Raw genomic sequence first — 21949 nt, forward strand, 5'->3', positions numbered from 1 at the left:
ACCTTAAAACTAAATGGCACATTTGTAAGATTATAAATAAAGCCATTAACCATGCTATATAAGTCGTAAAAGGCTTATAACGTACAGCATTGTTGGTTGTAAGCGGTGTGATACACCTAAAACTAAATAACTGAAATTAATACCAAGATTAACGCGAGTTAATCCGTTACAAATATTTAAATATGACTTTTTTAGATAAAGTACTTAAAGTTTTTGTTGGAGATAAATCCAAACAAGATGTAAGTGCCATTAAACCTATTGTAGAGAAAATAAAAACTTTCGAGAAAGCTTTAGAGGCCTTATCACATGACGAATTAAGGGCAAAAACGGCCGAATTTAAAGCTAAAATAGCAGAAGTCAGGCAACCTTTAAACACTAAAAAAGAAGCCCTTTTAGAAAAAGCGAAGCTTACTGAAGACATTGATGATCGTGAAGATATCTACTTAGAAGTCGACAAAATTGACGATGAGATCTATGAAGTCACTGAAAAAGTACTTAACGACATTCTTCCTGAAGCCTTTGCAGTTGTTAAAGAAACCGCAAAACGTTTTGTTCACAACACTGAAATTCCAGTAACAGCAAACGCTTTTGACCGTGAAATCTCTGGCGAACATGACTATGTTACCCTAGAAGATGATAAAGCTGTATGGGCCAATTCTTGGGATGCCGCAGGAAAGGCCATTACCTGGGATATGATCCATTACGATGTACAATTAATTGGTGGTATTGCGATGCACCAAGGTAAAATTGCAGAAATGCAAACAGGGGAAGGTAAAACTTTAGTGGCAACCTTACCGGTTTACTTAAATGCTTTAGCAGGGAAAGGTGTTCACTTAGTAACGGTAAATGATTACTTAGCAAAACGTGATAGCGCTTGGATGGCTCCAATATTCCAATTCCACGGAATGAGCGTGGATTGTATTGATTATCACACGCCAAACTCAGATGCGCGTCGTAAAGCTTATAATGCCGATATTACTTATGGTACCAATAACGAATTTGGTTTCGATTACCTCCGTGATAATATGGCTAATTCGCCAGAAGATTTAGTGCAACGTCCACATCATTTCGCTATTGTGGATGAGGTCGATTCTGTATTGGTTGATGATGCGCGTACGCCATTAATTATTTCTGGTCCTGTACCAAAAGGAGATGTACATGAATTTGATGCGCTTAAACCTAAGGTTAATGCTATTGAAGAGGTTCAAAGAAAATATTTAGTTGGTGTTTTAGCTGAAGCCAAAAAATTGATTGCTGCTGGCGACACTAAAGAAGGTGGTTTTCAATTATTAAGAGCTTACAGAGGTATTCCTAAAAATAAAGCCTTAATTAAGTTTTTATCTGAAGAAGGTGTTAAACAACTCCTTCAGAAAACGGAAAACTATTACATGCAAGATAATAATAGAGAGATGCCTACTGTAGATGCAGAACTTTATTATGTTATTGATGAAAAGAACAATCAAGTTGAATTAACAGATAAAGGTGTCGATTTCCTTTCTGGTGAAGATGATCCAGATTTCTTCGTGATGCCAGAAATGGGAACAGAGATTGCAAAAATTGAATCGAAAGGTCTTTCATCTGAAGAAGAAGCTGAGCTTAAAGAAGAATTATTTAGAGATTTCGGAATTAAGTCAGAGCGTATCCATACCCTTAATCAACTTTTAAAAGCTTACGCCTTATTTGAAAAAGACAATCAGTATGTTGTTATGGACAACAAAGTCATGATTGTAGATGAGCAAACTGGTCGTATTATGGATGGGCGTCGTTATTCAGACGGATTACACCAAGCCATTGAAGCTAAGGAAAACGTAAAAATTGAAGCAGCAACCCAAACCTTTGCTACCGTAACGCTTCAGAATTACTTTAGAATGTACCGTAAACTTTCTGGTATGACGGGTACAGCGGTAACAGAAGCTGGTGAGCTTTGGGAAATCTACAAATTAGATGTTGTTGAAATTCCAACCAACAAACCAATTGCTAGAGATGATAGAGACGATTTAGTTTATAAAACTAAGCGTGAAAAATACAATGCCGTTATTGATGAAGTTGTAAGTCTTTCTAACGCGGGTCGTCCGGTACTTATTGGTACAACCAACGTTGAGATTTCAGAGCTTTTAGGAAAAATGTTAAGCATACGCAAAATAGACCATAATGTCTTAAACGCGAAACAACATAAAAAAGAAGCCGATATCGTTGCCCAGGCTGGTAATGCAGGGCAAGTTACCATTGCAACCAATATGGCAGGTCGTGGTACGGATATTAAATTAAGTGACGAGGTTAAAGCTGCAGGTGGTTTAGCCATTGTAGGAACCGAACGTCATGATTCGCGTCGTGTTGATAGACAGTTACGAGGTAGAGCAGGTCGTCAAGGAGATCCAGGAAGTTCTCAATTTTACGTTTCGTTAGAAGATAACTTAATGCGTTTATTTGGTTCTGAACGTATCGCTAAGATGATGGACAGAATGGGCTTAAAAGAAGGCGAAGTTATTCAACATGGCATGATTTCTAAATCTATTGAGCGTGCGCAGAAAAAAGTAGAAGAGAATAACTTTGGTGTACGTAAACGATTACTAGAGTATGATGATGTGATGAACGCACAACGTGAAGTGGTGTACAAGCGTCGTCGTAATGCCCTACATGGTGAACGTTTAAGAGTAGATTTAGCTAATATGATTTACGATACCTCTGAAGGTATTGCGATGAGTAATAAAGAAGCCAACGACTTTAAAAACTTTGAGTTTGAATTGATCCGTTACTTCTCAATGCCATCTCCTATCACTGAAGCTGAATTTGGTAAAAAGAATGCTACAGAAATTGCTGGTATTATTTATAAAGCAGCCTTTAAGCATTACCGTGAAAAAATGCAACGTGCTGCAGATTTAGCATTTCCTGTTATTGAAAATGTTTATAACACGCAACGCGATCGTTTTAAAAGAATTGTAGTGCCATTTACGGACGGTGTTAAAAATCTACAAGTCGTTACAGACTTAGAAAAAGCTTATGAAACTAAGGGAACTCAGTTAATTAATGATTTTGAAAAGAACATTACTTTAGCTATTGTTGATGATGCTTGGAAAGAACATTTACGTAAAATGGACGAATTAAAGCAATCTGTTCAGTTAGCGGTTCACGAACAAAAAGATCCTTTATTGATTTATAAATTTGAGTCTTTTGAATTGTTTAAGGGGATGATTGACCAAGTTAATAAAGATGTGATTTCATTCTTATTTAAAGGTGAAATACCACAAGAAACAGCAGATACTATTCAAGAAGCTAAACAACAGAAGCAAGAGAAATTAGAAACACAGAAGGAAGAAATTCCTAATTTAGATGAGCGTTCTTCTCAAAGCAGACAAGTTGGTGAAGGTGCATCGCGTCAGCAACAGCAAGTTGTAGAAACCGTGGTTAGAGATCAACCAAAAATTGGTCGTAACGATAAAGTGACGATTAAGAATGTAATGAGTGGCGAAAGTAAAGCTGTGAAATACAAACAAGCCATTCCGCTTTTAGAGAAAGGCGAATGGGTTTTAGTTGAATAACCACCTATTATTGATATAAAAAAATCCTGATGTCTTCATCAGGATTTTTTTTAGTTTAAAACATAAATTAAACCCTTAACGTCACTTCGAGTGAAATCTCCTTTTTCAGAGATTTTGTATCGAGAAACTTTTTCACTAACCTCGGTTCTCGATACGTTTTTCGCGCACGCGAAACACTCGAACTGACGAACCAGTACAAATTGACCCCTCAACGTCACTTCGAGTGAAATCTCCTTTTTCAGAGATTTTGTATCGAGAAGCTTTTTCACTAACCTCGGTTCTCGATACGTTTCTCGCACACTCAAAACACTCGAACTGACGGAAGAACACTAATTGAACCCTCTACGTCACTTCGAGTGAAATCTCACTTTTCAGAGATTTTGTATCGAGAAGCATTCCACAACTCATTGTTCTCGATACGTTTCTCGCACACTCAAAACACTCGAACTGACGAACCATTACAAATTGAACCCTTAACGTCACTTCGAGTGAAATCTCCTTTTTCAGAGATTTTGTATCGAGAAGCTTTATGTCTTAAATTTCTTTTTAGCCAGATTAGGTAATGCCGCGTAATCTCCATCAATTAAAGCTTCTTTCTTCGCTCTAGACCATTTCTTTATTTGCTTCTCTGTTTGAATCGCTAAAGTAATATCAGTGAATTCTGCATAAAATACTAGTTGAACAGGTCTCCTGCTATAGGTATAGCTCTCTTTATGCTTTCCTGTTTCGTGCTGCTCCAACCTGTTCGTTAGATTAGAAGTCAAACCCGTGTAATAGGAATTATCTGAACATTTAAGGATGTAAACATAGGACTGTTTCATGATAGCAAGATAATAAAAACAGACTAAACAACTATATATCAGCGACTAACTAAAATTTGGTTCTCGATACGTTTCTCGCACACTCAAAACACTCGAACTGACGAACCATTACAAATTGAACCCTTAACGTCACTTCGAGTGAAATCTCCTTTTTCAGAGATTTTGTATCGAGAAACTTTTTCACTAACCTCGGTTCTCGATACGTTTTTCGCGCACGCGAAACACTCGAACTGACGAACGAATACAAATTAAACCCCAAACATCACTTCGAGTGAAATCTCGTTTTTCAGAGATTTTGTATCGAGAAGCATTCTACCACTCAGGGTTCTCGATACGTTTCTCGCGCACTCAAAACACTCAAACTGACGAACCATTACAAATTAAACCCCAAACGTCACTTCGAGTGAAATCTCGTTTTTTAGAGATTTTGTATCGAGAAGCTTTATGTCTTAAATTTCTTTTTAGCCAGATTAGGTAATGCCGCGTAATCTCCATCAATTAAAGCTTCTTTCTTCGCTCTAGACCATTTCTTTATTTGCTTCTCTGTTTGAATCGCTAAAGTAATATCAGTGAATTCTGCATAAAATACTAGTTGAACAGGTCTCCTGCTATAGGTATAGCTCTCTTTATGCTTTCCTGTTTCGTGCTGCTCCAACCTGTTCGTTAGATTAGAAGTCAAACCGGTGTAATAGGAATTATCTGAACATTTAAGGATGTAAACATAGGACTGTTTCATGATAGCAAGATAATAAAAACAGACTAAACAACTATATATCAGTGACTAACTAAAATTTGGTTCTCGATACGTTTCTCGCGCACTCAAAACACTCGAACTGACGAACCAGTACAAATTGAACCTACAACGTCACTTCGAGTGAAATCTCTTTTTTAGAGATTTTGTATCGAGAAGATTTTTCACTAACCTCGGTTCTCGATACGTTTCTCGCGCACGCGAAACACTCGAACTGACGAACCAGTACAAATTGAACCTACAACGTCACTTCGAGTGAAATCTCCTTTTTTAGAGATTTTATATCGAGAAGCTTTTTCACTAACCTCGGTTCTCGATACGTTTCTCGCACACTCAAAACACTCGAACTGACGAACCATTACAAATTGAACCCTTAACGTCACTTCGAGTGGAATCTCGTTTCTCAGAGATTTTGTATCGAGAAGCTTTTTCATTAACCTCGGTTCTCGATACGTTTTTCGCGCACGCGAAACACTCGAACTGACGAACCATTACAAATTGAACCCTTAACGTCACTTCAAGTGAAATCTCGTTTTTTAGAGATTTTGTATCGAGAAGCATTCTACCACTCAGGGTTCTCGATACGTTTCTCGCGCACTCAAAACACTCGAACTGACGAACGAATACAAATTAAACCCCAAACGTCACTTCGAGTGGAATCTCGTTTTTCAGAGATTTTGTATCGAGAAGCTTTTTTACAAACCTCGGTTCTCGATACGTTTCTCGCGCACTCAAAACACCCAAATTGACGTAGCACTACAAATTAAACCCTCAACGTCACTTCAAGTGAAATCTCGTTTTTCAGAGATTTTATATCGAGAAGCTTTTTCACTAACCTCGTTCTAGGTACATTTCTAGAACAACCCATCTGACCTACAAACCCCGAAACAAAAAAAGCATAAACCTCAACATTCAACTTTATCAAAAAGAAAATTCTTAAATTTACAATTCAGAAAACGACACAAAAATAAGCGCCTTTAAAACCTAAAATCAGCTTCTTTTCCAAGTTATAAATACCCATCCATAATGAAAAATATCGTCCTAATAATAGCCCTTATGTTAAGCAGTACCTTAGTTAACGCACAAAACACCATGACTCCAGAATTACTTTGGCAGGTAGAACGCCTTAGTGTTAACGGCCTAAATGAAGCCGAAACGGAACTATTCTTTACTGTTAAAACACCAAATATCAGCACCAATGGTTTTGACGCTAAATACTATAAAATGACACTTGCTACGGGGGCTCTTAAAGAAATTAAAAAAGATGCCATGTCTGTTAAGGATAAGAACATTTCACCAGATGGACAGTATCAGCTATTTCATAAAGAAGTGGCACTCGAAGCTATAAAAGGGAATGAGGTCTATTCAGATCTTAAAGATGCTGAAGTTTATATCTTTTCCGATTTAGATATTCGTCATTGGGATACGTGGCAAGAAGGGAAATACAACCATGTATTCTATAAATCATTAGACGACCAAAAAGCCTCAGGCATTGATATTATGCCTAATGAACCTTACCATACGCCACAACGCCCTTTTGGTGGTGATGAAGACTACATTTGGGCACCCGATAGTAAATCGATCTACTATGTAAGTAAAAAACTAAAAGGAAAAGATTATGCCACAAGCACCAACACAGATATTTACAAATACGATATAGAAACTAAAACTACTGAAAATATTACCGAAGGAAATAAAGGTTATGATACAGCTCCTGCCTTTTCTTCTAAAGGTGCCCTAGCATGGTTACAGATGTCAACCGACGGTTACGAAAGTGACAAAAACGACCTTATTGTTTTACATCAAGGCATCAAACAAAATTTAACCGCAAACTGGGATGAGTCCGTTAGAAGTTTTCTTTGGAGTCAGGACGGAGAAAGTATTTATTTCACAGCAGCTACAGAGGGGACGATTCAACTCTTTAAGGTCAATTATCCGGGCCGAAAGCGAATGGCTCCGGTAGTTACTCAACTATCTAAAGGCCCTTTTGATGTTACAAGTATTGTTGCGCAAAAAGATCAGACACTTTTAGTGACACGAACTGACATGAATCATGCCGCTGACATTTATAGTTTCAATCTAAAAAAAGAAATGTTTAAGCAACTCACCGCCATTAACAAAGATTTATACGCAAAGGTTGATTTGCCAACCGTAGAGAAACGTTACGTTACAACGACCGACGGAAAGCAAATGTTAGTATGGGTAGTGCTACCGCCAAACTTTGATGCCACTAAGAAATACCCAACTTTACTCTATGCTCAGGGTGGTCCCCAATCTCCCCTATCGCAGTTTTATTCTTACCGGTGGAATTTTCAACTCATGGCTTCTCAAGGATATATTGTTGTTGCTCCAAACCGTCGTGGTATGCAAGGACATGGTGTACAATGGAATGAAGCTATTAGTAAGGACTGGGGCGGACAAGTTATGGACGATTATTTAAGCGCTATTGATGCTATGGCCAAAGAACCCTATGTAGATGCCGATCGCCTAGCCGCAATTGGGGCTAGTTTTGGTGGCTATTCAGTTTTTTATTTAGCAGGAATGCATAACAACAGATTTAAATCCTTTATTGCTCATGATGGTGTTTTTGACACACGTAGTATGTATGGTACTACTGAAGAATTATTCTTTGTAAATCATGATTTCGGTGGTCCATATTGGGATCAATCCAATACGGCAGCACAAAAAACATACAACACGTTTAACCCAATAACCAAAGTTCAAAATTGGGATACCCCAATACTAATTATCCAAGGTGGTAAAGATTTTAGAGTCCCTATAGAACAAGGTTTAAGTGCTTATCAAGCTGCTCAATTATTAGGACTTAAAAGTAAACTTCTTTACTTTCCAAATGAAAATCACTGGGTTTTAAAACCTCAAAATGCTTTAGTTTGGCAACGTGAGTTCTTTAAATGGCTGAAAGACACTTTATAAGCTTTCCTTATATAACCCTTAAAAAAAAATGATAACATGTTAAGATCTATTGCTGCCACTATTATCGGACTGATTTCCGCTTCATTAACGGTCTATGTTATTGAGAGCCTTATCGGACATCATCTTTTTCCATTACCTCTTGGTGCAGATCCTTTAAATATAGAATGGTTAAGCACACATATGCATGAAATTCCGGTGGGCATGAAAATTTGTGTTGTTCTCGCGCATTTTATTGGCATTATGGCAGGAATGTTTGTAGCCGCTAAAATTTCGAAAAAAAGTATAATTCCTAGTTATATAGTGGGAATTATGATGCTTTTCGCCACTTTATCTAATATTATAATGTTACCTAAAGAATTTTGGTTTACACTGTCTGATGGTTCATTGGCCCTACTCGGGTTTTTCTTAGGTAAGAGTCTTGCTAAAAAACAACTTCAGTTTTAAATGTCTAATAGTAAATTAGGATTAGGGCAGTTTTCTTTATAAAAAGCAATGTCCTTTAAATTACTTACCCCAGGATAATCGCCTTTAAAATCTTGAATAGCCCTTATAATTTGAAAGTGTAAATGTGGAGGATAATCACCATTAACCTCTGCCGCTCCCAAACTTCCTATTTGCTGACCTTGGTTTACGGCTTCACCCACACGCCACGATGACATAGACGCTAGACTTAAATGACCGTATAAAGTATAAAACTCAAATCCTTCAATCTTATGTTTTAGGATTAGCGTTGGTCCGTAATCTCCATGATTGGTGTTATTGTTAAAACTATGAATGCTTCCTTTTAAGGGGGCCAAAACCGGGGTATCTACCGCCGTCCATACATCCAATCCTAAATGGATATTTCTTTCCGTATCGACATCTAAAGGTTTAAAATAAGTACTTCGCCTGTAAAGCCCTCGATGCTCTAAATAGCCCCCAACAGCTACTTTTGCTTGCTGACGCGCCATTTCACTCCATATATAAGCCTCTAAAGCTTTAGAAGAAGATAGATCTACCGTTTGTAAAGCTGTATTGGTTAAGGATAAGTTTAGAGGGATAATAGAACTTTTATCCGCTAAGGCTTCAAGCACCACGTGGGTGGGCAATGCACTTAAAAATTGTTCAAAAGGAGACAGCATCATGGGGTTAAATTTTCAAACTCAAAATTACCCATTATAGCTTACAATAAAATTAGGCCTTATGATATTCTCTTAATATTTTATGAATGATAAGAAAAACTTAAAATTCGGTAGATAGCTATCATAAAGTTAGGGATTTGAATTATCTTTAAATATTGAATACTTATGTTTGTGTCATCATTTCAAATTAAAACTCATTAAGACTTACATTATGCTAAAACGCCTCCTTATCTTATTATCTATTTTAGCTTTAGGATTGTTACTTTATTCGGTGTACGTTGAAAATATTTTCTCTCCACGTTTAAGTCCAAAAGATACCGCGAAGATTACGCTAAACGATTTAGATTTAACGGTGGAATATAACCGTCCTTCTAAACGCGATCGTGTCGTTTTTGGTGCGCTTGTTCCTTTTGATGAAGTTTGGAGAACAGGAGCCAATGAAGCTACGACTTTTGAAACCAATAAGCCCCTTTTAATTAATGGAATAGAATTAAAGAGAGGAAAATACACCATTTGGACGGTACCCATGAAAGACCAATGGAAGGTTATGTTTAACTCCAAACAATATGAATGGGGAGTTAATGAAAAAATGGAACCGATGTGGGATCCTAATTACGATGCCTTAGAAATTATTGTACCGGCGCAAAGTCTAGATGTTACCGTAGAACGTTTTACCATTGCTTTTGATAATAAAACAGGCCATCTTAAATTAACCATGGCGTGGGACAATACCCTTATTGAAGTCCCAATTGATGTGATTGAATAATATTAAATTCTTTAGGGTGTCGTATTACTAAAGTTAGGCCTGGTTGCTTGGCCATAATGACTTTTGAATCCTATACCATACTTTAGGCGTTTCACTTTCCACCTAAAAAAGTAAGCCACCCATTTTTTACGGGCCCTATACTTTAAATTACAAGCAACATACACTGCACCACTTTTAAACCGTATAAAACCGTTTATATTTGTAAGTCTTAGACATAAAGCGACATTAAACTGTAAGACTTATGTTCTAAGCTAAAAAAACAATATTTTTGTGCCCACAAAGCTTAACATTGCATGACCTATCAATTTACCATCATCGTTCCTGTATATAATGAGGAAGAAAATCTTGAACGTGTAGAAACAGAACTTTCTAACTACCTTAAAATCGCTTCTGTCCCTACCTCTATCTTATTTGTTAATGATGGTTCTAGCGACAATAGTCAAGCGCTTATTGAAACCATTTGTGCCCGTCAGCCTGATTTTGAATACATTTTATTTAAAGAAAATCGAGGTTTAAGTGCGGCTATTAAAGCTGGTTTCGATACTGTAACGTCGGAATGGGTAGGCTATATCGATTCTGATTTACAAACGGCACCTGAAGATTTTAATATTCTTTTAGAACATATTGGCGAGCATGAATTAGTTACCGGTGTCCGATCTAACCGAAAAGACTCTTTTGTAAAGAACATGTCTTCAAAAATTGCCAACGGAATTAGACGTGCCTTTACACATGATGGAATGGATGATACGGGTTGCCCATTGAAGGTCATAAAAACTGAATATGCAAAACGTATTCCTATGTTTAGAGGTTTACATCGTTTTTTACCGGCGATGATTATGTTACAAAACGGACGTGTTATTCAAGTCACTGTGCAACATTTTCCAAGAATGGCAGGTACCGCAAAATTCGGACTATGGAACCGACTGTTGGGGCCTTTAATGGATTGTTTTGCGTATTTATGGATGAAGAAAAAATATATTAATTACAATATTGCCAAATCAAGTAAAGCCACGACGTCATTTTGAAAGATTGGATTATATATAGCATCGGCTTTATCGCTCAGATCTTATTTTCTTCACGGCTTATAATCCAATGGATTACTTCTGAAAAGCAACGTAAAGTTATTACTCCTAACACCTTTTGGACCCTTAGTCTCATCGCCTCTTTTTTACTCTTTATTTACGGGTATTTGCGTTTAGACTTTGCCATCATGTTAGGACAAAGTCTAACCTATTACATTTATATCAGGAATTTACAACTGCAGAAACAATGGCAAAAGTTTCCTAAAATTGTACAGATTCTGCTCTTTACAATTCCCATTTTAATCGTCATATTCTATTATAACAATAATAAAATAGATCTCGATTTACTTTTTCAGAATGAAAATATCCCAACTTGGTTATTGGTCTTAGGGATTGTAGCCCAAGTAATCTTTACCTTAAGATTTGTATACCAATGGATTCATTCGGAACGTCAGCAAACCTCTACCCTACCCATGGGTTTTTGGGTTTTAAGTTTGGTCGGCGCCGGATTAATCCTTACTTACGCCATAATTAGAAAAGATCCTGTATTATTTATAGGGCATTTGTTTGGCTTAGTCATCTATGCCCGTAACGCCTATTTAATAAGACAATCTGATGATTAAACAGATAGAAAAATATCCCGTTCTCAGTTTATTACTATTCGTAATTACAATGCTAGGGTTTACCATAGATGCCATTCCGGTAAGTATTATGGAAGCTCGAAATTTTATTTCGGCACGAGAAATGCTCACAGATAACCATTGGATCTTAACCACTATGAATGGCGATGCCCGCTATGAAAAGCCTCCCTTACCAACCTGGATTACCGCTGGTTTTGGTTACCTATTTGGCATGGGTTCTGTTTTAGCCCTGCGCTGGCCAGCACTTCTGTTTTTAGCAAGCATTGGGATCTCTATCTATTATTTATCAAAAGCCTTAGAATTACCAAAAGCACATAGCTTAATCAACGGATTTATAGCTTTAACGTCTTTCTACATTATTGGAATTACAATTGAAGCCACATGGGATATTTATACCCATGGTTTTATGCTCATGGCTTTAGTTCAACTGTTCTTTTTATTTAAAAAAGGAAAAACACCGCTTATAAGAAGTCTTCTTTTTGTGGTATTTATTGCGGCATCTGTATTATCTAAAGGCCCTGTTTCCTTATACGTCTTATTCCTTCCTTTTGTTATTGCTTATGGAATTGCCTTTAAATTTAAAGGGAACTTACTTCATTTTTTAAAATTAATAAGCCTTTTAGTCTTTGGAATTACCTTAGGAAGTTGGTGGTATCTCTACGTCAGAACTGCCGATCCTGCTACATTTATGGCCATAGCAGAACGAGAAACCTCAAACTGGCATAGCTATAACGTACGACCGTTTTATTATTATTGGAGCTTTTTTGTGCAAAGCGGTATCTGGACGGTCCCAGCGCTTATCAGTTTATGTTATCCGTATTTAAAAACCAGAGTTACCAATTTAAAAGCCTATCGTTTTAGTTTATTATGGACGCTTATCGCTGTGATTTTGCTCTCCTTAATTCCAGAGAAAAAATCGCGTTATTTAATGCCGGTTCTCATCCCTTTGGCAATTAACATTGGGTTTTATGTGAACTATATTATCCGGGAATTCAAAAACCTTTCCGCTAAGAAAGAAACCTTTCCTGTTTATTTTCAGTTCGGACTCATTGGCCTCATCGCTTTATTCTTTTGGTGTATTGGTTTTAGTTTAGGCCCTTTTCTAACCGGTGTTGTGCTCCTGCGTTTTATATTGATTAGTGCCGTATTATTGCTTATAGGATTCTTAATCTTTAAAACTTTAAAGCATAAAAATATAAAAGCGACCTTCTACCTTACGCTAAGTTTTATGCTGAGTATAGGATTTTTAGCATTGCCTTTTGCACAATTGCAAGGCCAACCTAGTTATTTACCACTTTCTCAATTGTCCAACGACACTATTCCGCTTTATAGCTTAGGTAGTGTATCGCCGGAAGCCATTTATAATTATGGCGAAAAAATTCCATCGTTAAAAACAGAAGAAGGGCTTATGATTCCTTCTGAAAAAACCTTCAGAGTCCTAACCTCGAGCTTAAATCCTGAAGCGTTTAAAGAACTGAATTCGCTGTTTACTATTGAATTTAAAGACAGCTATGACCTCAACTTTTCGAGTAATAATCATAGAGCCCGTTTAGTGAACCATATGTACCTCTTAACTAGAAAATAAGAGTGCTTTTACAAGTCTCGAGACGTGAACATAACTTTAAGCCACGTATTTATTTAGTAAAAATTGATAAAGCTTGTAGAATAAGAAGCCTGCAAAACCTCCGAAGGTTAAACCACAAATAAGGTCTAAAGGATAATGCACACCTACATAAATACGACTGTATGCAATGGTTAAGCTCCATAGTAACAATCCTATAATTAAGTATTTAAAGTAAGGTCTTAATAATAAGCCTGTAAATATAGCTACAGACATAGAATTAGAGGCATGCCCTGAGAAAAAGCCATATTTTCCACATCGCGGCGCTACAAAACGCATAAAATCCTGTACGCCTTCTGCTCTACATGGTCTTGGACGTTGAAAACCATCTTTAAAAAGATTGGTAATTTGGTCTGTAAAGGTAATCATACCCGCCACAACAAACACTAAGAGTAATAAAGCTTTCCAGCCATACTTCTTATATATTAAGAATAGTAAGACGGCATATAAGGGGATAGAATATAACTTGTTGGTTATGGCTAACCAAAGCCCATCCCAAGATGCTGTACCTAGATTATTAAGATATAAGAATAGAGTTTTATCTAATTCTAAGAGCTGCTCTATCATTAATCGTCGTATCGGGCAATTTCTCTATCGTAAAAATCAGTAGCCTGCTGAATGTAGTTTTCAGTTTCAGTCTCTAATTCTTTTTCGTCATGCTGATCAAACTCTTCAAACCATTCTACCTCATCATTTTCAAGATTAATGATAAAGCGTGGAAATTCAGTATGAATGATAAATATTGCTTCTGGATAATCGGTGTTATCGCCTAGTATAAATTTTGGTAATTCCATAGGGTACATTTAAAGTCTTAAGACAAACGCTTAATTTTTAACTTAGGCTACAAATATATTGATTTTGATTGAGCCTATCGATTAATATTACAAGATCGCCTTAGTGTAACGGTTTCGCGTATTAGTGACTTGTTTTTAAGATGAGTTTTTTAGTTAATAAATGAAATCTTATAAATAGTAAAATAGCGGCAACACTAAGCCCTACTATAAGTCCAATCCAAATTCCAAGACTGCCATAAGCTTCAGCCTTTCCTAAATAATAACATATAGGAAAACCAATAACCCAATAAGACACAAAGGTGATCAAGGTTGGTATTTTCACATCTTGAAGGCCTCTTAAAGCACCTAAAGCTATCACTTGTAGACTATCTGTAATTTGAAATACCGCAGCGGCTAATAACAAGATTGCCGCAATTGAAACAACTTCCATAGTATCAACAGCATTAGCGGGATCGTCTAAATCCACATACATCGTCGGCAGCATTTTATGAAAAATGACAAATAATAGCGCAAAAAGGACTGCAAAAATAAAACCTACTATAAAAATAGATTCCGCAATACGGCGTAAAGCGACAAAGTCCTTCAATCCTTTTTGGTTTCCAACGCGGATCATAGCGGCCACACTTAAGCCTGTAGCCACCATAAAGGTCATAGAAGATAAATTTAAGGCAATTTGATTTGCTGCTTGGGCATTAGCCCCTAAGGTACCACTTAGCCAAATTGCTCCAGTGAAAATTCCGACTTCAAAAAACATCTGCATAGCACTAGGCAAACCAAGATTAGTCAATTTTTTAATGGGTTGTTTACTCAAACTGAAAAACTTAATATGAGTAACATAAGCCTTAGACTTATCGCGTTTTGCCAATAACCACCACAAATAGGCTACCATAACAAAACGGGACACCAAGGTTCCGACAGCCGCGCCTACAATCCCCATTTCAGGACAACCAAATTTTCCAAAAATAAGCACGTAGTTTATAGCCACATTAAGCACATTGGCCACAATAGTCGCGTACATAGGATATTTGGTTAAAGAAAGCCCATCACTAAACTGCTTAAAAGCCTGAAAAACGATTAAGGGCACCAAGGAAAAAGCCACCAAGTCTAAATAAGGAATGGCCAAATCGACCACCTGCTCTGGTTGATCCATTACATACATTAAGGGTTTAGCAAACAGCAAACAGACAAATAAGATCAGCCCTAAAACGGTACATAAAAAAAGCCCGTGTTTAAATACCGATTTTCCTTTGTCAAAATTATTTTCGGAATCAGCTTCGGCAACCAATGGCGTAATGGCCGTAGAAAACCCAATGCCTAAAGACATGGCTATAAAAATAAAGCTATTCCCTAAAGAGACTGCCGCTAACTCTGCGGCTCCCAATTGACCGACCATAATATTATCAATAAAACTAACAAAGGTATGACCTAGCATACCCAGCATAACCGGTGAGGCCAGTTTTAGATTGTATCGAAATTCTTTAGTGTATTGACTTAAAACCATGGCGCAAAAATAAGACTTCCATTTAGTTCTTAGAATGAATTATTTCTTAAATAATAGGAAAGTTTAGCGGGCTAATTTTCATCATAAAATACCGATTATATTGGATGCAATTAATCGATTCTTGTAGATTGCGTTAAAAAAGATAAGCCCTGTTGTCCTGAGGTAGATGTCATCACCCCTTCAAAAATAGGTTCAGGACTTGCTTGTGGTATTTGCCAATCGAAAATAAAATTCCCTCCAGTTCCCCCAGCAATATCCTTTTCATTAATCACAATATCCAAGGTTTCCATAGGTACCACATAGACCGGTTGGTCAATATAAGATTTTAATAAAACCCCATGTGTATCATAATACGCCACTTTAGATAAGTACAAGCTATCTTTAGCACTGGTATTTCTAATACTAATCATTGCTGTAAGGTTATACGTCTTATGCTGTGTATAGCTGTAAATTTGTGAGTATACCGATAAGTAAGAGGTTCCTTGTTCTAAGCCTTCTGAAGATGGCAAAGCTGCGATACGGGCTTTCCAATCTATTTTTTCGTAGTCATCCGTGCCTGTAGCCTCGTCACAAGCACAAAAACAATACAGACTGAGAACTAAAATGATGAACTTTTTCATAAGGTATGCTTTAATTAATGACTACAAAATTAGTGTAAAAGCCGCAGATTATAGTCTGCTTAAAAATACAATACCTAAGAGGATAATAAAAGAATCTCTCGTACTTCTTTTAAACTGTCTTCTTTGTCTAAAAGAAAAACAAGCGTATCATTCGCTTCAATAATGGTTGAGCCTCCTGGTCTTACAAATTTATCGTTTCGTTTTATCATTACAATAAATGCTGAAAGTGGTAAATGCAGATCTATAATACGTTTATCTACAGCGAAACTATTTGGAGGAATGGCCACTTCTTCCATTGCCGATTTAGGAAGATTTAAAATGTACCGATCATTTTCTGCAATAGGTTTTACTTTCTCCGGAAGTGCCACTTTTAACCATTTTGCAAAAATGGATAAGGTGGTCCCTTGAATTAAGATAGAGGTCACCGAGATAAAAAAGACAATATTAAAAATCATATTGGCCTTATCTATTCCGGCTAATAAGGGATAGGTTGCAAATACAATAGGAACGGCCCCTCGCAAGCCGACCCAAGAAATATAAAAACGCCTTTTAAGTTTCATTTTAAAAAACATCAGACTTATAAAAACACTAACCGGTCTTGCCACCAAAATAAGGAATACTGAAATCAGTAAACCAATGCCCATATAGGGAATTATTTGCGACGGAAATACGAGTAGTCCTAGGGTTAAGAACAGTACAATTTGCATAAGCCAAGCAATACCATCAAACATTTTTAGGATGGTGGACTTATGAATTAAATCTTGATTTCCTAAATAGACCGCACAAATATAAAGCGCCAGAAAACCATTTCCGCCTACAAAATCGGTAGCAGAAAAGGTAATAAACATCATTGCAATGGCTAGAACCGGATAAAGACCTTCGAACCCTAATTTAATTCTATTAATAATTATTTTGCTTAATTTTCCAAAGGCAAATCCTAGAACTCCACCTAAAATCATTTGTTGGAAAAACAACAATACCATGGAAAAAATGCTCTCATCTTGGTTAATCACCAACGTTAAACACGCTAAGGTAAGCACATAAGCCATAGGGTCATTACTCCCACTCTCTAGTTCTAATGTTGGTCTTAAATTGGTTTTTAACGCTAAATTTTTAGATCGTAAAATAGAAAATACAGCGGCCGCATCTGTAGAAGACACAATAGAACCGAGCAGCATACTTTCGTAAATGGTAAAATCTGTAACAAACCACACAAACAAACCTAGGGTTGCGGCGGTTAGAAAAACCCCCAATGTAGAGAGTATTAATCCCTCTTTTAGAATGGGTTTAATGGCTTTAAAATTGGTATCTAAACCACCCGAAAACAGAATAAAGTTAAGAGAAACAATCCCTATAAACTGTGCTAATTTAGGATCATCAAATCTAATCCCTCCAATACCATCAGAACCGGCTAACATACCTATAGCCAAGAAAAGAATTAATGTAGGCACACCAAACTTATAAGAGGTCTTCCCGACCACAATACTTATAAAAAGCAAAATAGAGCCTACTAATAATATATTTTCAATGGTTAAATTCATGCTTTTCTTGCCTAAGGTCAGTGCAAGCAAATTTAGTTTTTTTATCTTCTAATTACGAGCTATCCGTTGTTTTTAAAATTGAAAAATTAAGGTTTTGCATTCTACCAATAAAGTTAATTGCAGTGTTTTGCAATATTCAAGCAATATGCATGCTTTAATCGTCCGACCTTAATCGTAAACGTACTAAGGTTAATCTATAAGGCTGCTATTTGGTCTTTCGCTGTTTCAAACTCAGCAACCATAGTCTCGACAATTTTAGCCACGGGTTGCACATCATGAATTAAGCCTGCGATTTGTCCAATTTCTAACTCTCCTTCTTCTAAATCACCTTCAAACATTCCTCGTTTAGAACGGGCTCTTCCTAATAATTCTTTAAGCTGTTCTGGAGTAGGACTCGTTTTATAAAGCTCTTGGAGGTCATTGTAAAATTTGTTTTTCACTAATCTAACCGGTGCTAATTCTTTTAAGGTTAATTGGGTATCACCTTCTTTAGCATCGACCACTACTTGTTTAAATGCTTGGTGCGCAGAAGATTCTTCACTGGCTACAAACCGGCTTCCTACTTGTACGCCATCAGCACCTAAAACCATACATGCCAACATGGCTTTTCCTGTGGCAATACCACCAGCTGCAATTAATGGAATATCCAATTGTTCTTTCACCATTGGAATTAAGGTCAAAGTAGTGGTTTCATCTCTTCCATTATGGCCACCAGCTTCAAAACCTTCAGCGACAATAGCATCTACTCCGGCCGCTTGTGCTTTTAAAGCAAACTTAACACTGCTTACCACATGAACTACAGTAATCCCTTGATCTTGTAACCATTTGGTCCATGTCTTCGGATTTCCAGCAGAGGTGAATACAATCTTAACTTCTTCCTCTACAATGATATCCATGATTTCTTTAATGTTGGGATATAACATCGGGACGTTAACCCCAAAAGGTTGATCGGTAGCGGCTTTACATTTTTTAATATGGTCTCGAAACACATCAGGATACATAGATCCTGCTCCAATTAATCCTAAAATTCCAGCATTGCTTGCAGCAGAAGCCAAACGCCAACCGCTATTCCAGATCATTCCGGCTTGGATGATCGGATATTTAATATTGAAAAGTGAAGTGATTCTATTAGTCATCATAAGTGTTCTCTATTTTATGGTGTATAAAATTCGACAATTCAGATGAAAATTACGACGGAAATGACATGAAATTATGAAGATACTTCTATTCCATTACGACGTCTTAAGGTCTAATAAGCTCAGCCCCAATTTAAGGCGTCGTTTTAATAAACTGAAGCGTTTTAACCCCTACTTCTGTAGTAAGTTGTATAAGATAAACCCCTGCGGATAATACGGAAACGTCAAGACTCTCGGTGGTTTCCGTAAGTGTTTCTTGTAAGACTTCTTGACCTAATTGGTTATAAACAACAACCTTGATCTGACTTTGGGTTTCAGGAAAACTGAGATATAGGTCTGAATTTACCGGATTAGGATACAGACGAAGGCCTTCTAAATTGAAATCGTCCACTGATAACGCTAAATTCTTAGCCATGTATAAATTAGGTATTCCGTATCCTAAAAATTGATCTGGAGCATTATACTGTGATGCCGATTGCCTCACCAAATCTTTAAGAACGCTTGGTGTTACATTGGGTAATGCTTGTTTTAAGGCCGCAAGCCCCCCACAAAGAATTGGTGCGCTAAAAGAGGTACCATTATTTTGAACAATACTATTATACTCATCAATAACAAATGCGTTTCCACCTCTTGCCACAACATCGGGTTTCTGATAACCAATTTGCGCAGCACTACCTTGCGAACTAAAAGACACATAATCCCCATCTGCATTTACAGCACCAATACTAAGCACGTTAGGCGAATCTGCCGGAGCACCGACCGTTTGCCACGATGCGCTTCCAGAATTGCCTGCACTTACCACAACTAATAGCCCTTTTTCAGCAGCAATATTAGCGCCTTTAGTAATAAAGGCCGTTTCGCCATTCATGTCTGCAGGGGTATAACTGTAATTCGCATTATCATAAGTGGTATAGCCCAGAGACGTATTTATAATATCTACGCCTAAACTATCGGCACGTTCTGCTGCTTCTACCCAATAACTCTCTTCCACCGGATTTTCACTTGAGGCATCTTCGGTTCTAAATAAATAATAAGACGCATCTGGTGCAGTGCCCACAAAACTATCTTGAATAAAGCCGCCCATAGTACTTAATACTTTAGTTCCATGGTTACTTGAGGTACTGTTAAAAACATCGGTTGTTCGGTCTACAAAATCATACCCGCCTAATAACAACCCTTGGTCTCTTAAATTTTGAAATGCGCCCATGGTATCCGCATTCGGAAATCCGGCATCCATAATGGCAATGTTGACTCCTTCTCCGGTATAGTCGTCGAGATGTAAGTTATCCACCCCAATCATTTCTACCTGATTTTGGGTATGTCCGTAGGTAAACGCAATCGTGACATCTTCAATATCTAAATCCGTATGCTGCTGCTCGGGTCTCCCACTGCTGTTAAGATTAGGGTTTGCAAAAACAACAGCATCTACAAAATCTAAATTGGTAAGCCCATTTATAGCACTTTCCGTTCCTCTCACATGCAGCGCATTAAACCATTTCGATTTTGCCAGGACTTCAATATCTGTTTGCGCTTTAACCGTAGTAATATACCCTTCATTTAGAGGAACATCACGGGCATCTATAGCTATATTAAAATTTTGCTTTCGGTCTATAGCTTTCTGCGTTAGTATACTAATTGGATTTGCAAGCGAAGCCGCTACATTAGGTTTATCCGTAAAATAAATCCAAGCGTCTTCTTGTGCAAAAGTAGGTACGCTTAGGCAGGCTAGAAGAAAAACGAGTACTGTTCTCAACATGGGCTTCGGTTTTAATATGACAAATTGGTCTCTAAAATACAGAAGACCTTTCAGATGAACATCTAAAAGGTCTTCAAACAAATTAACCTTTGCGACTAATTTAAGAAATTACGCCAGAACCTACGAGTTCTTCTCCTAAATACCAGGCTACAAATTGGCCTTCCGTAATCGCAGATTGCCTAGTTTCAAATTCAACATACAATCCAGAAGCTACTTTATGTAAGGTGGCTTTATCTAAATTTTGTCTGTAACGTATTCTTGACAAGACGTCCATAGTTTCTCCGTCATTTAATGCCAAATCTGTACGTACCCAATGTAATTCTTCATTAGACACAAAAAGCACATTTCTGTAAAGTCCTGGGTGTTTTTTACCTTGACCTGTGTAGATAACATTCTCATTAACATCGGTATCAATAACAAATAAGGGCTCTACCGTGCCGCCAACGCCTAAACCTTTCCGTTGTCCTTTGGTAAAATAATGGGCCCCTTGGTGTTTCCCTACCACTTTTCCGTCGGCAACCTTGTATTTTGGTTTTTTAGACCCATAGGCTAATTCTTCTTCTTTAGTACTAAAGGTCGGTGGGACTTGATTGTAACGTTCAAAATTGGCATCAATCTCTACAATCTGCCCTTCTTTAGGCTTTAATTGTTGTTGTAAAAAATCGGGTAACCTCACCTTACCAATAAAACAAAGCCCCTGCGAGTCTTTCTTTTCAGCGGTAATTAAATCTTGCGCTTTAGCAATTTCTCTAACCTCAGGTTTAAGTAATTCCCCAATAGGAAATAAGGCTTTTGCCAATTGCTGTTGCGACAACTGACAAAGAAAATACGACTGATCTTTATTTCCATCTACACCAGCCAAAAGCTGATGCACCTCTTCACCATCTTTTTCAATAGTACTTTTTCTGCAGTAGTGTCCTGTAGCGACGTAATCAGCTCCAAGTTCTAAGGCGATGTCCATAAAAACATCAAACTTAATTTCTCGATTACAAAGCACATCGGGATTAGGCGTTCGACCTTTTTCATACTCGTCAAACATATAATCTACAATACGCTCTTTATACTGTTCACTTAAATCTACAGTTTGAAACGGAATCCCTAATTTATCTGCCACCAACATGGCGTCATTACTATCTTCTAGCCAAGGACATTCGTCTGAGATGGTTACCGAATCATCATGCCAATTCTTCATAAAAAGCCCAATAACTTCGTAACCTTGTTCTTTTAATAAATATGCGGCTACACTTGAATCTACACCTCCCGAAAGCCCTACTATTACTCTTTTCATCCGTTAATATCCTTATTATATTTATTTTAAGTCCTTTTTTGATTGCACTTCTTTTTACATAAAAAGGCTAAACAAAACGTCTTCTAAACATCGTCAT

Annotated in this window: 18 protein-coding genes; 7 read left to right on the forward strand and 11 right to left on the reverse strand. The window is 37.2% G+C overall.

Going from position 1 to position 21949, the window contains the following annotated elements:
• Positions 1 to 182 precede the first annotated feature (182 nt).
• Positions 183 to 3539 carry a preprotein translocase subunit SecA gene (gene secA, locus DFQ08_RS10785; RefSeq protein WP_114310031.1) on the forward strand — a complete coding sequence of 1119 codons (3357 nt, stop codon included), beginning with the start codon at positions 183 to 185 and terminating at the stop codon, positions 3537 to 3539.
• A gap of 527 nt (positions 3540 to 4066) precedes the next feature.
• Here the strand turns inward: secA and DFQ08_RS10795 are convergent.
• On the reverse strand, positions 4067 to 4360 hold the full coding sequence (locus DFQ08_RS10795; RefSeq protein WP_114310033.1) for a GIY-YIG nuclease family protein: 294 nt from the start codon (positions 4358 to 4360) through the stop codon (positions 4067 to 4069).
• 442 nt (positions 4361 to 4802) lie between these two features.
• Complete coding sequence (locus DFQ08_RS10800; protein ID WP_114310033.1) at positions 4803 to 5096, reverse strand: GIY-YIG nuclease family protein; 294 nt, start codon at positions 5094 to 5096, stop codon at positions 4803 to 4805.
• 1041 nt (positions 5097 to 6137) lie between these two features.
• Here DFQ08_RS10800 and DFQ08_RS10810 point away from each other — a divergent pair.
• On the forward strand, positions 6138 to 8045 hold the full coding sequence (locus DFQ08_RS10810; RefSeq protein ID WP_114310035.1) for a S9 family peptidase: 1908 nt from the start codon (positions 6138 to 6140) through the stop codon (positions 8043 to 8045).
• A 36-nt stretch (positions 8046 to 8081) separates the two neighbouring features.
• Positions 8082 to 8489, forward strand: coding sequence for a hypothetical protein (locus tag DFQ08_RS10815; RefSeq protein ID WP_114310036.1), 408 nt, complete (start codon positions 8082 to 8084; stop codon positions 8487 to 8489).
• Here DFQ08_RS10815 and DFQ08_RS10820 read toward each other — a convergent pair.
• Positions 8486 to 9169, reverse strand: a complete 684-nt coding sequence (locus tag DFQ08_RS10820) for a peptidoglycan DD-metalloendopeptidase family protein (protein WP_245935419.1) — start codon at positions 9167 to 9169, stop codon at positions 8486 to 8488. The genes DFQ08_RS10815 and DFQ08_RS10820 overlap by 4 nt on opposite strands.
• Before the next feature lie 208 nt (positions 9170 to 9377).
• Between DFQ08_RS10820 and DFQ08_RS10825 the strand changes: the two genes are divergently transcribed.
• The 4 genes from DFQ08_RS10825 to DFQ08_RS10840 all read left to right on the forward strand — a co-directional run bounded on the left by DFQ08_RS10825 (position 9378) and on the right by DFQ08_RS10840 (position 13180).
• Positions 9378 to 9932 (forward strand): DUF2911 domain-containing protein, encoded by a 555-nt coding sequence (locus DFQ08_RS10825; protein WP_114310037.1) that lies wholly within the window; start codon positions 9378 to 9380, stop codon positions 9930 to 9932.
• A 293-nt stretch (positions 9933 to 10225) separates the two neighbouring features.
• On the forward strand, positions 10226 to 10957 hold the full coding sequence (locus DFQ08_RS10830; protein WP_114310038.1) for a glycosyltransferase family 2 protein: 732 nt from the start codon (positions 10226 to 10228) through the stop codon (positions 10955 to 10957).
• A complete protein-coding gene (locus DFQ08_RS10835; protein WP_114310039.1) occupies positions 10954 to 11577 on the forward strand; it encodes a lipid-A-disaccharide synthase N-terminal domain-containing protein in 624 nt (207 codons plus the stop codon). The genes DFQ08_RS10830 and DFQ08_RS10835 overlap by 4 nt, the downstream gene beginning before the upstream one ends.
• Positions 11570 to 13180: an ArnT family glycosyltransferase gene (locus DFQ08_RS10840; protein ID WP_114310040.1), complete on the forward strand. Its 1611-nt coding sequence runs from the start codon at positions 11570 to 11572 to the stop codon at positions 13178 to 13180. The genes DFQ08_RS10835 and DFQ08_RS10840 overlap by 8 nt, the downstream gene beginning before the upstream one ends.
• Before the next feature lie 36 nt (positions 13181 to 13216).
• Here DFQ08_RS10840 and DFQ08_RS10845 read toward each other — a convergent pair whose 3' ends face one another.
• From DFQ08_RS10845 to mnmA, 8 genes are all read right to left on the reverse strand, one after another.
• Positions 13217 to 13783, reverse strand: a complete 567-nt coding sequence (locus DFQ08_RS10845; protein WP_114310041.1) for a phosphatase PAP2 family protein — start codon at positions 13781 to 13783, stop codon at positions 13217 to 13219.
• Complete coding sequence (locus DFQ08_RS10850) at positions 13783 to 14010, reverse strand: hypothetical protein (protein ID WP_114310042.1); 228 nt, start codon at positions 14008 to 14010, stop codon at positions 13783 to 13785. The genes DFQ08_RS10845 and DFQ08_RS10850 overlap by 1 nt, the downstream gene beginning before the upstream one ends.
• 121 nt (positions 14011 to 14131) lie before the next feature.
• Complete coding sequence (locus tag DFQ08_RS10855; protein WP_114310043.1) at positions 14132 to 15511, reverse strand: MATE family efflux transporter; 1380 nt, start codon at positions 15509 to 15511, stop codon at positions 14132 to 14134.
• Between the two features lie 110 nt (positions 15512 to 15621).
• The gene (locus DFQ08_RS10860) at positions 15622 to 16131 is read right to left on the reverse strand and encodes a DUF3124 domain-containing protein (RefSeq protein WP_114310044.1); all 510 of its coding nucleotides are present in this window, start codon (positions 16129 to 16131) and stop codon (positions 15622 to 15624) included.
• Between the two features lie 74 nt (positions 16132 to 16205).
• Positions 16206 to 17672, reverse strand: a complete 1467-nt coding sequence (locus tag DFQ08_RS10865; RefSeq protein ID WP_114310045.1) for a potassium/proton antiporter — start codon at positions 17670 to 17672, stop codon at positions 16206 to 16208.
• A gap of 194 nt (positions 17673 to 17866) precedes the next feature.
• Entirely contained in the window at positions 17867 to 18808 is a 942-nt protein-coding gene (locus DFQ08_RS10870) for an NAD(P)H-dependent flavin oxidoreductase (protein WP_114310046.1), read from the reverse strand.
• A gap of 133 nt (positions 18809 to 18941) precedes the next feature.
• A complete protein-coding gene (locus tag DFQ08_RS10875) occupies positions 18942 to 20564 on the reverse strand; it encodes a S8 family serine peptidase (RefSeq protein ID WP_114310047.1) in 1623 nt (540 codons plus the stop codon).
• Positions 20565 to 20664: 100 nt separating this feature from the next.
• Entirely contained in the window at positions 20665 to 21852 is a 1188-nt protein-coding gene (mnmA, locus tag DFQ08_RS10880; protein ID WP_114310048.1) for a tRNA 2-thiouridine(34) synthase MnmA, read from the reverse strand.
• Positions 21853 to 21949: the final 97 nt, after the last annotated feature.

This window comes from Winogradskyella arenosi, assembly GCF_003337305.1.
Classification (GTDB): domain Bacteria; phylum Bacteroidota; class Bacteroidia; order Flavobacteriales; family Flavobacteriaceae; genus Winogradskyella; species Winogradskyella arenosi.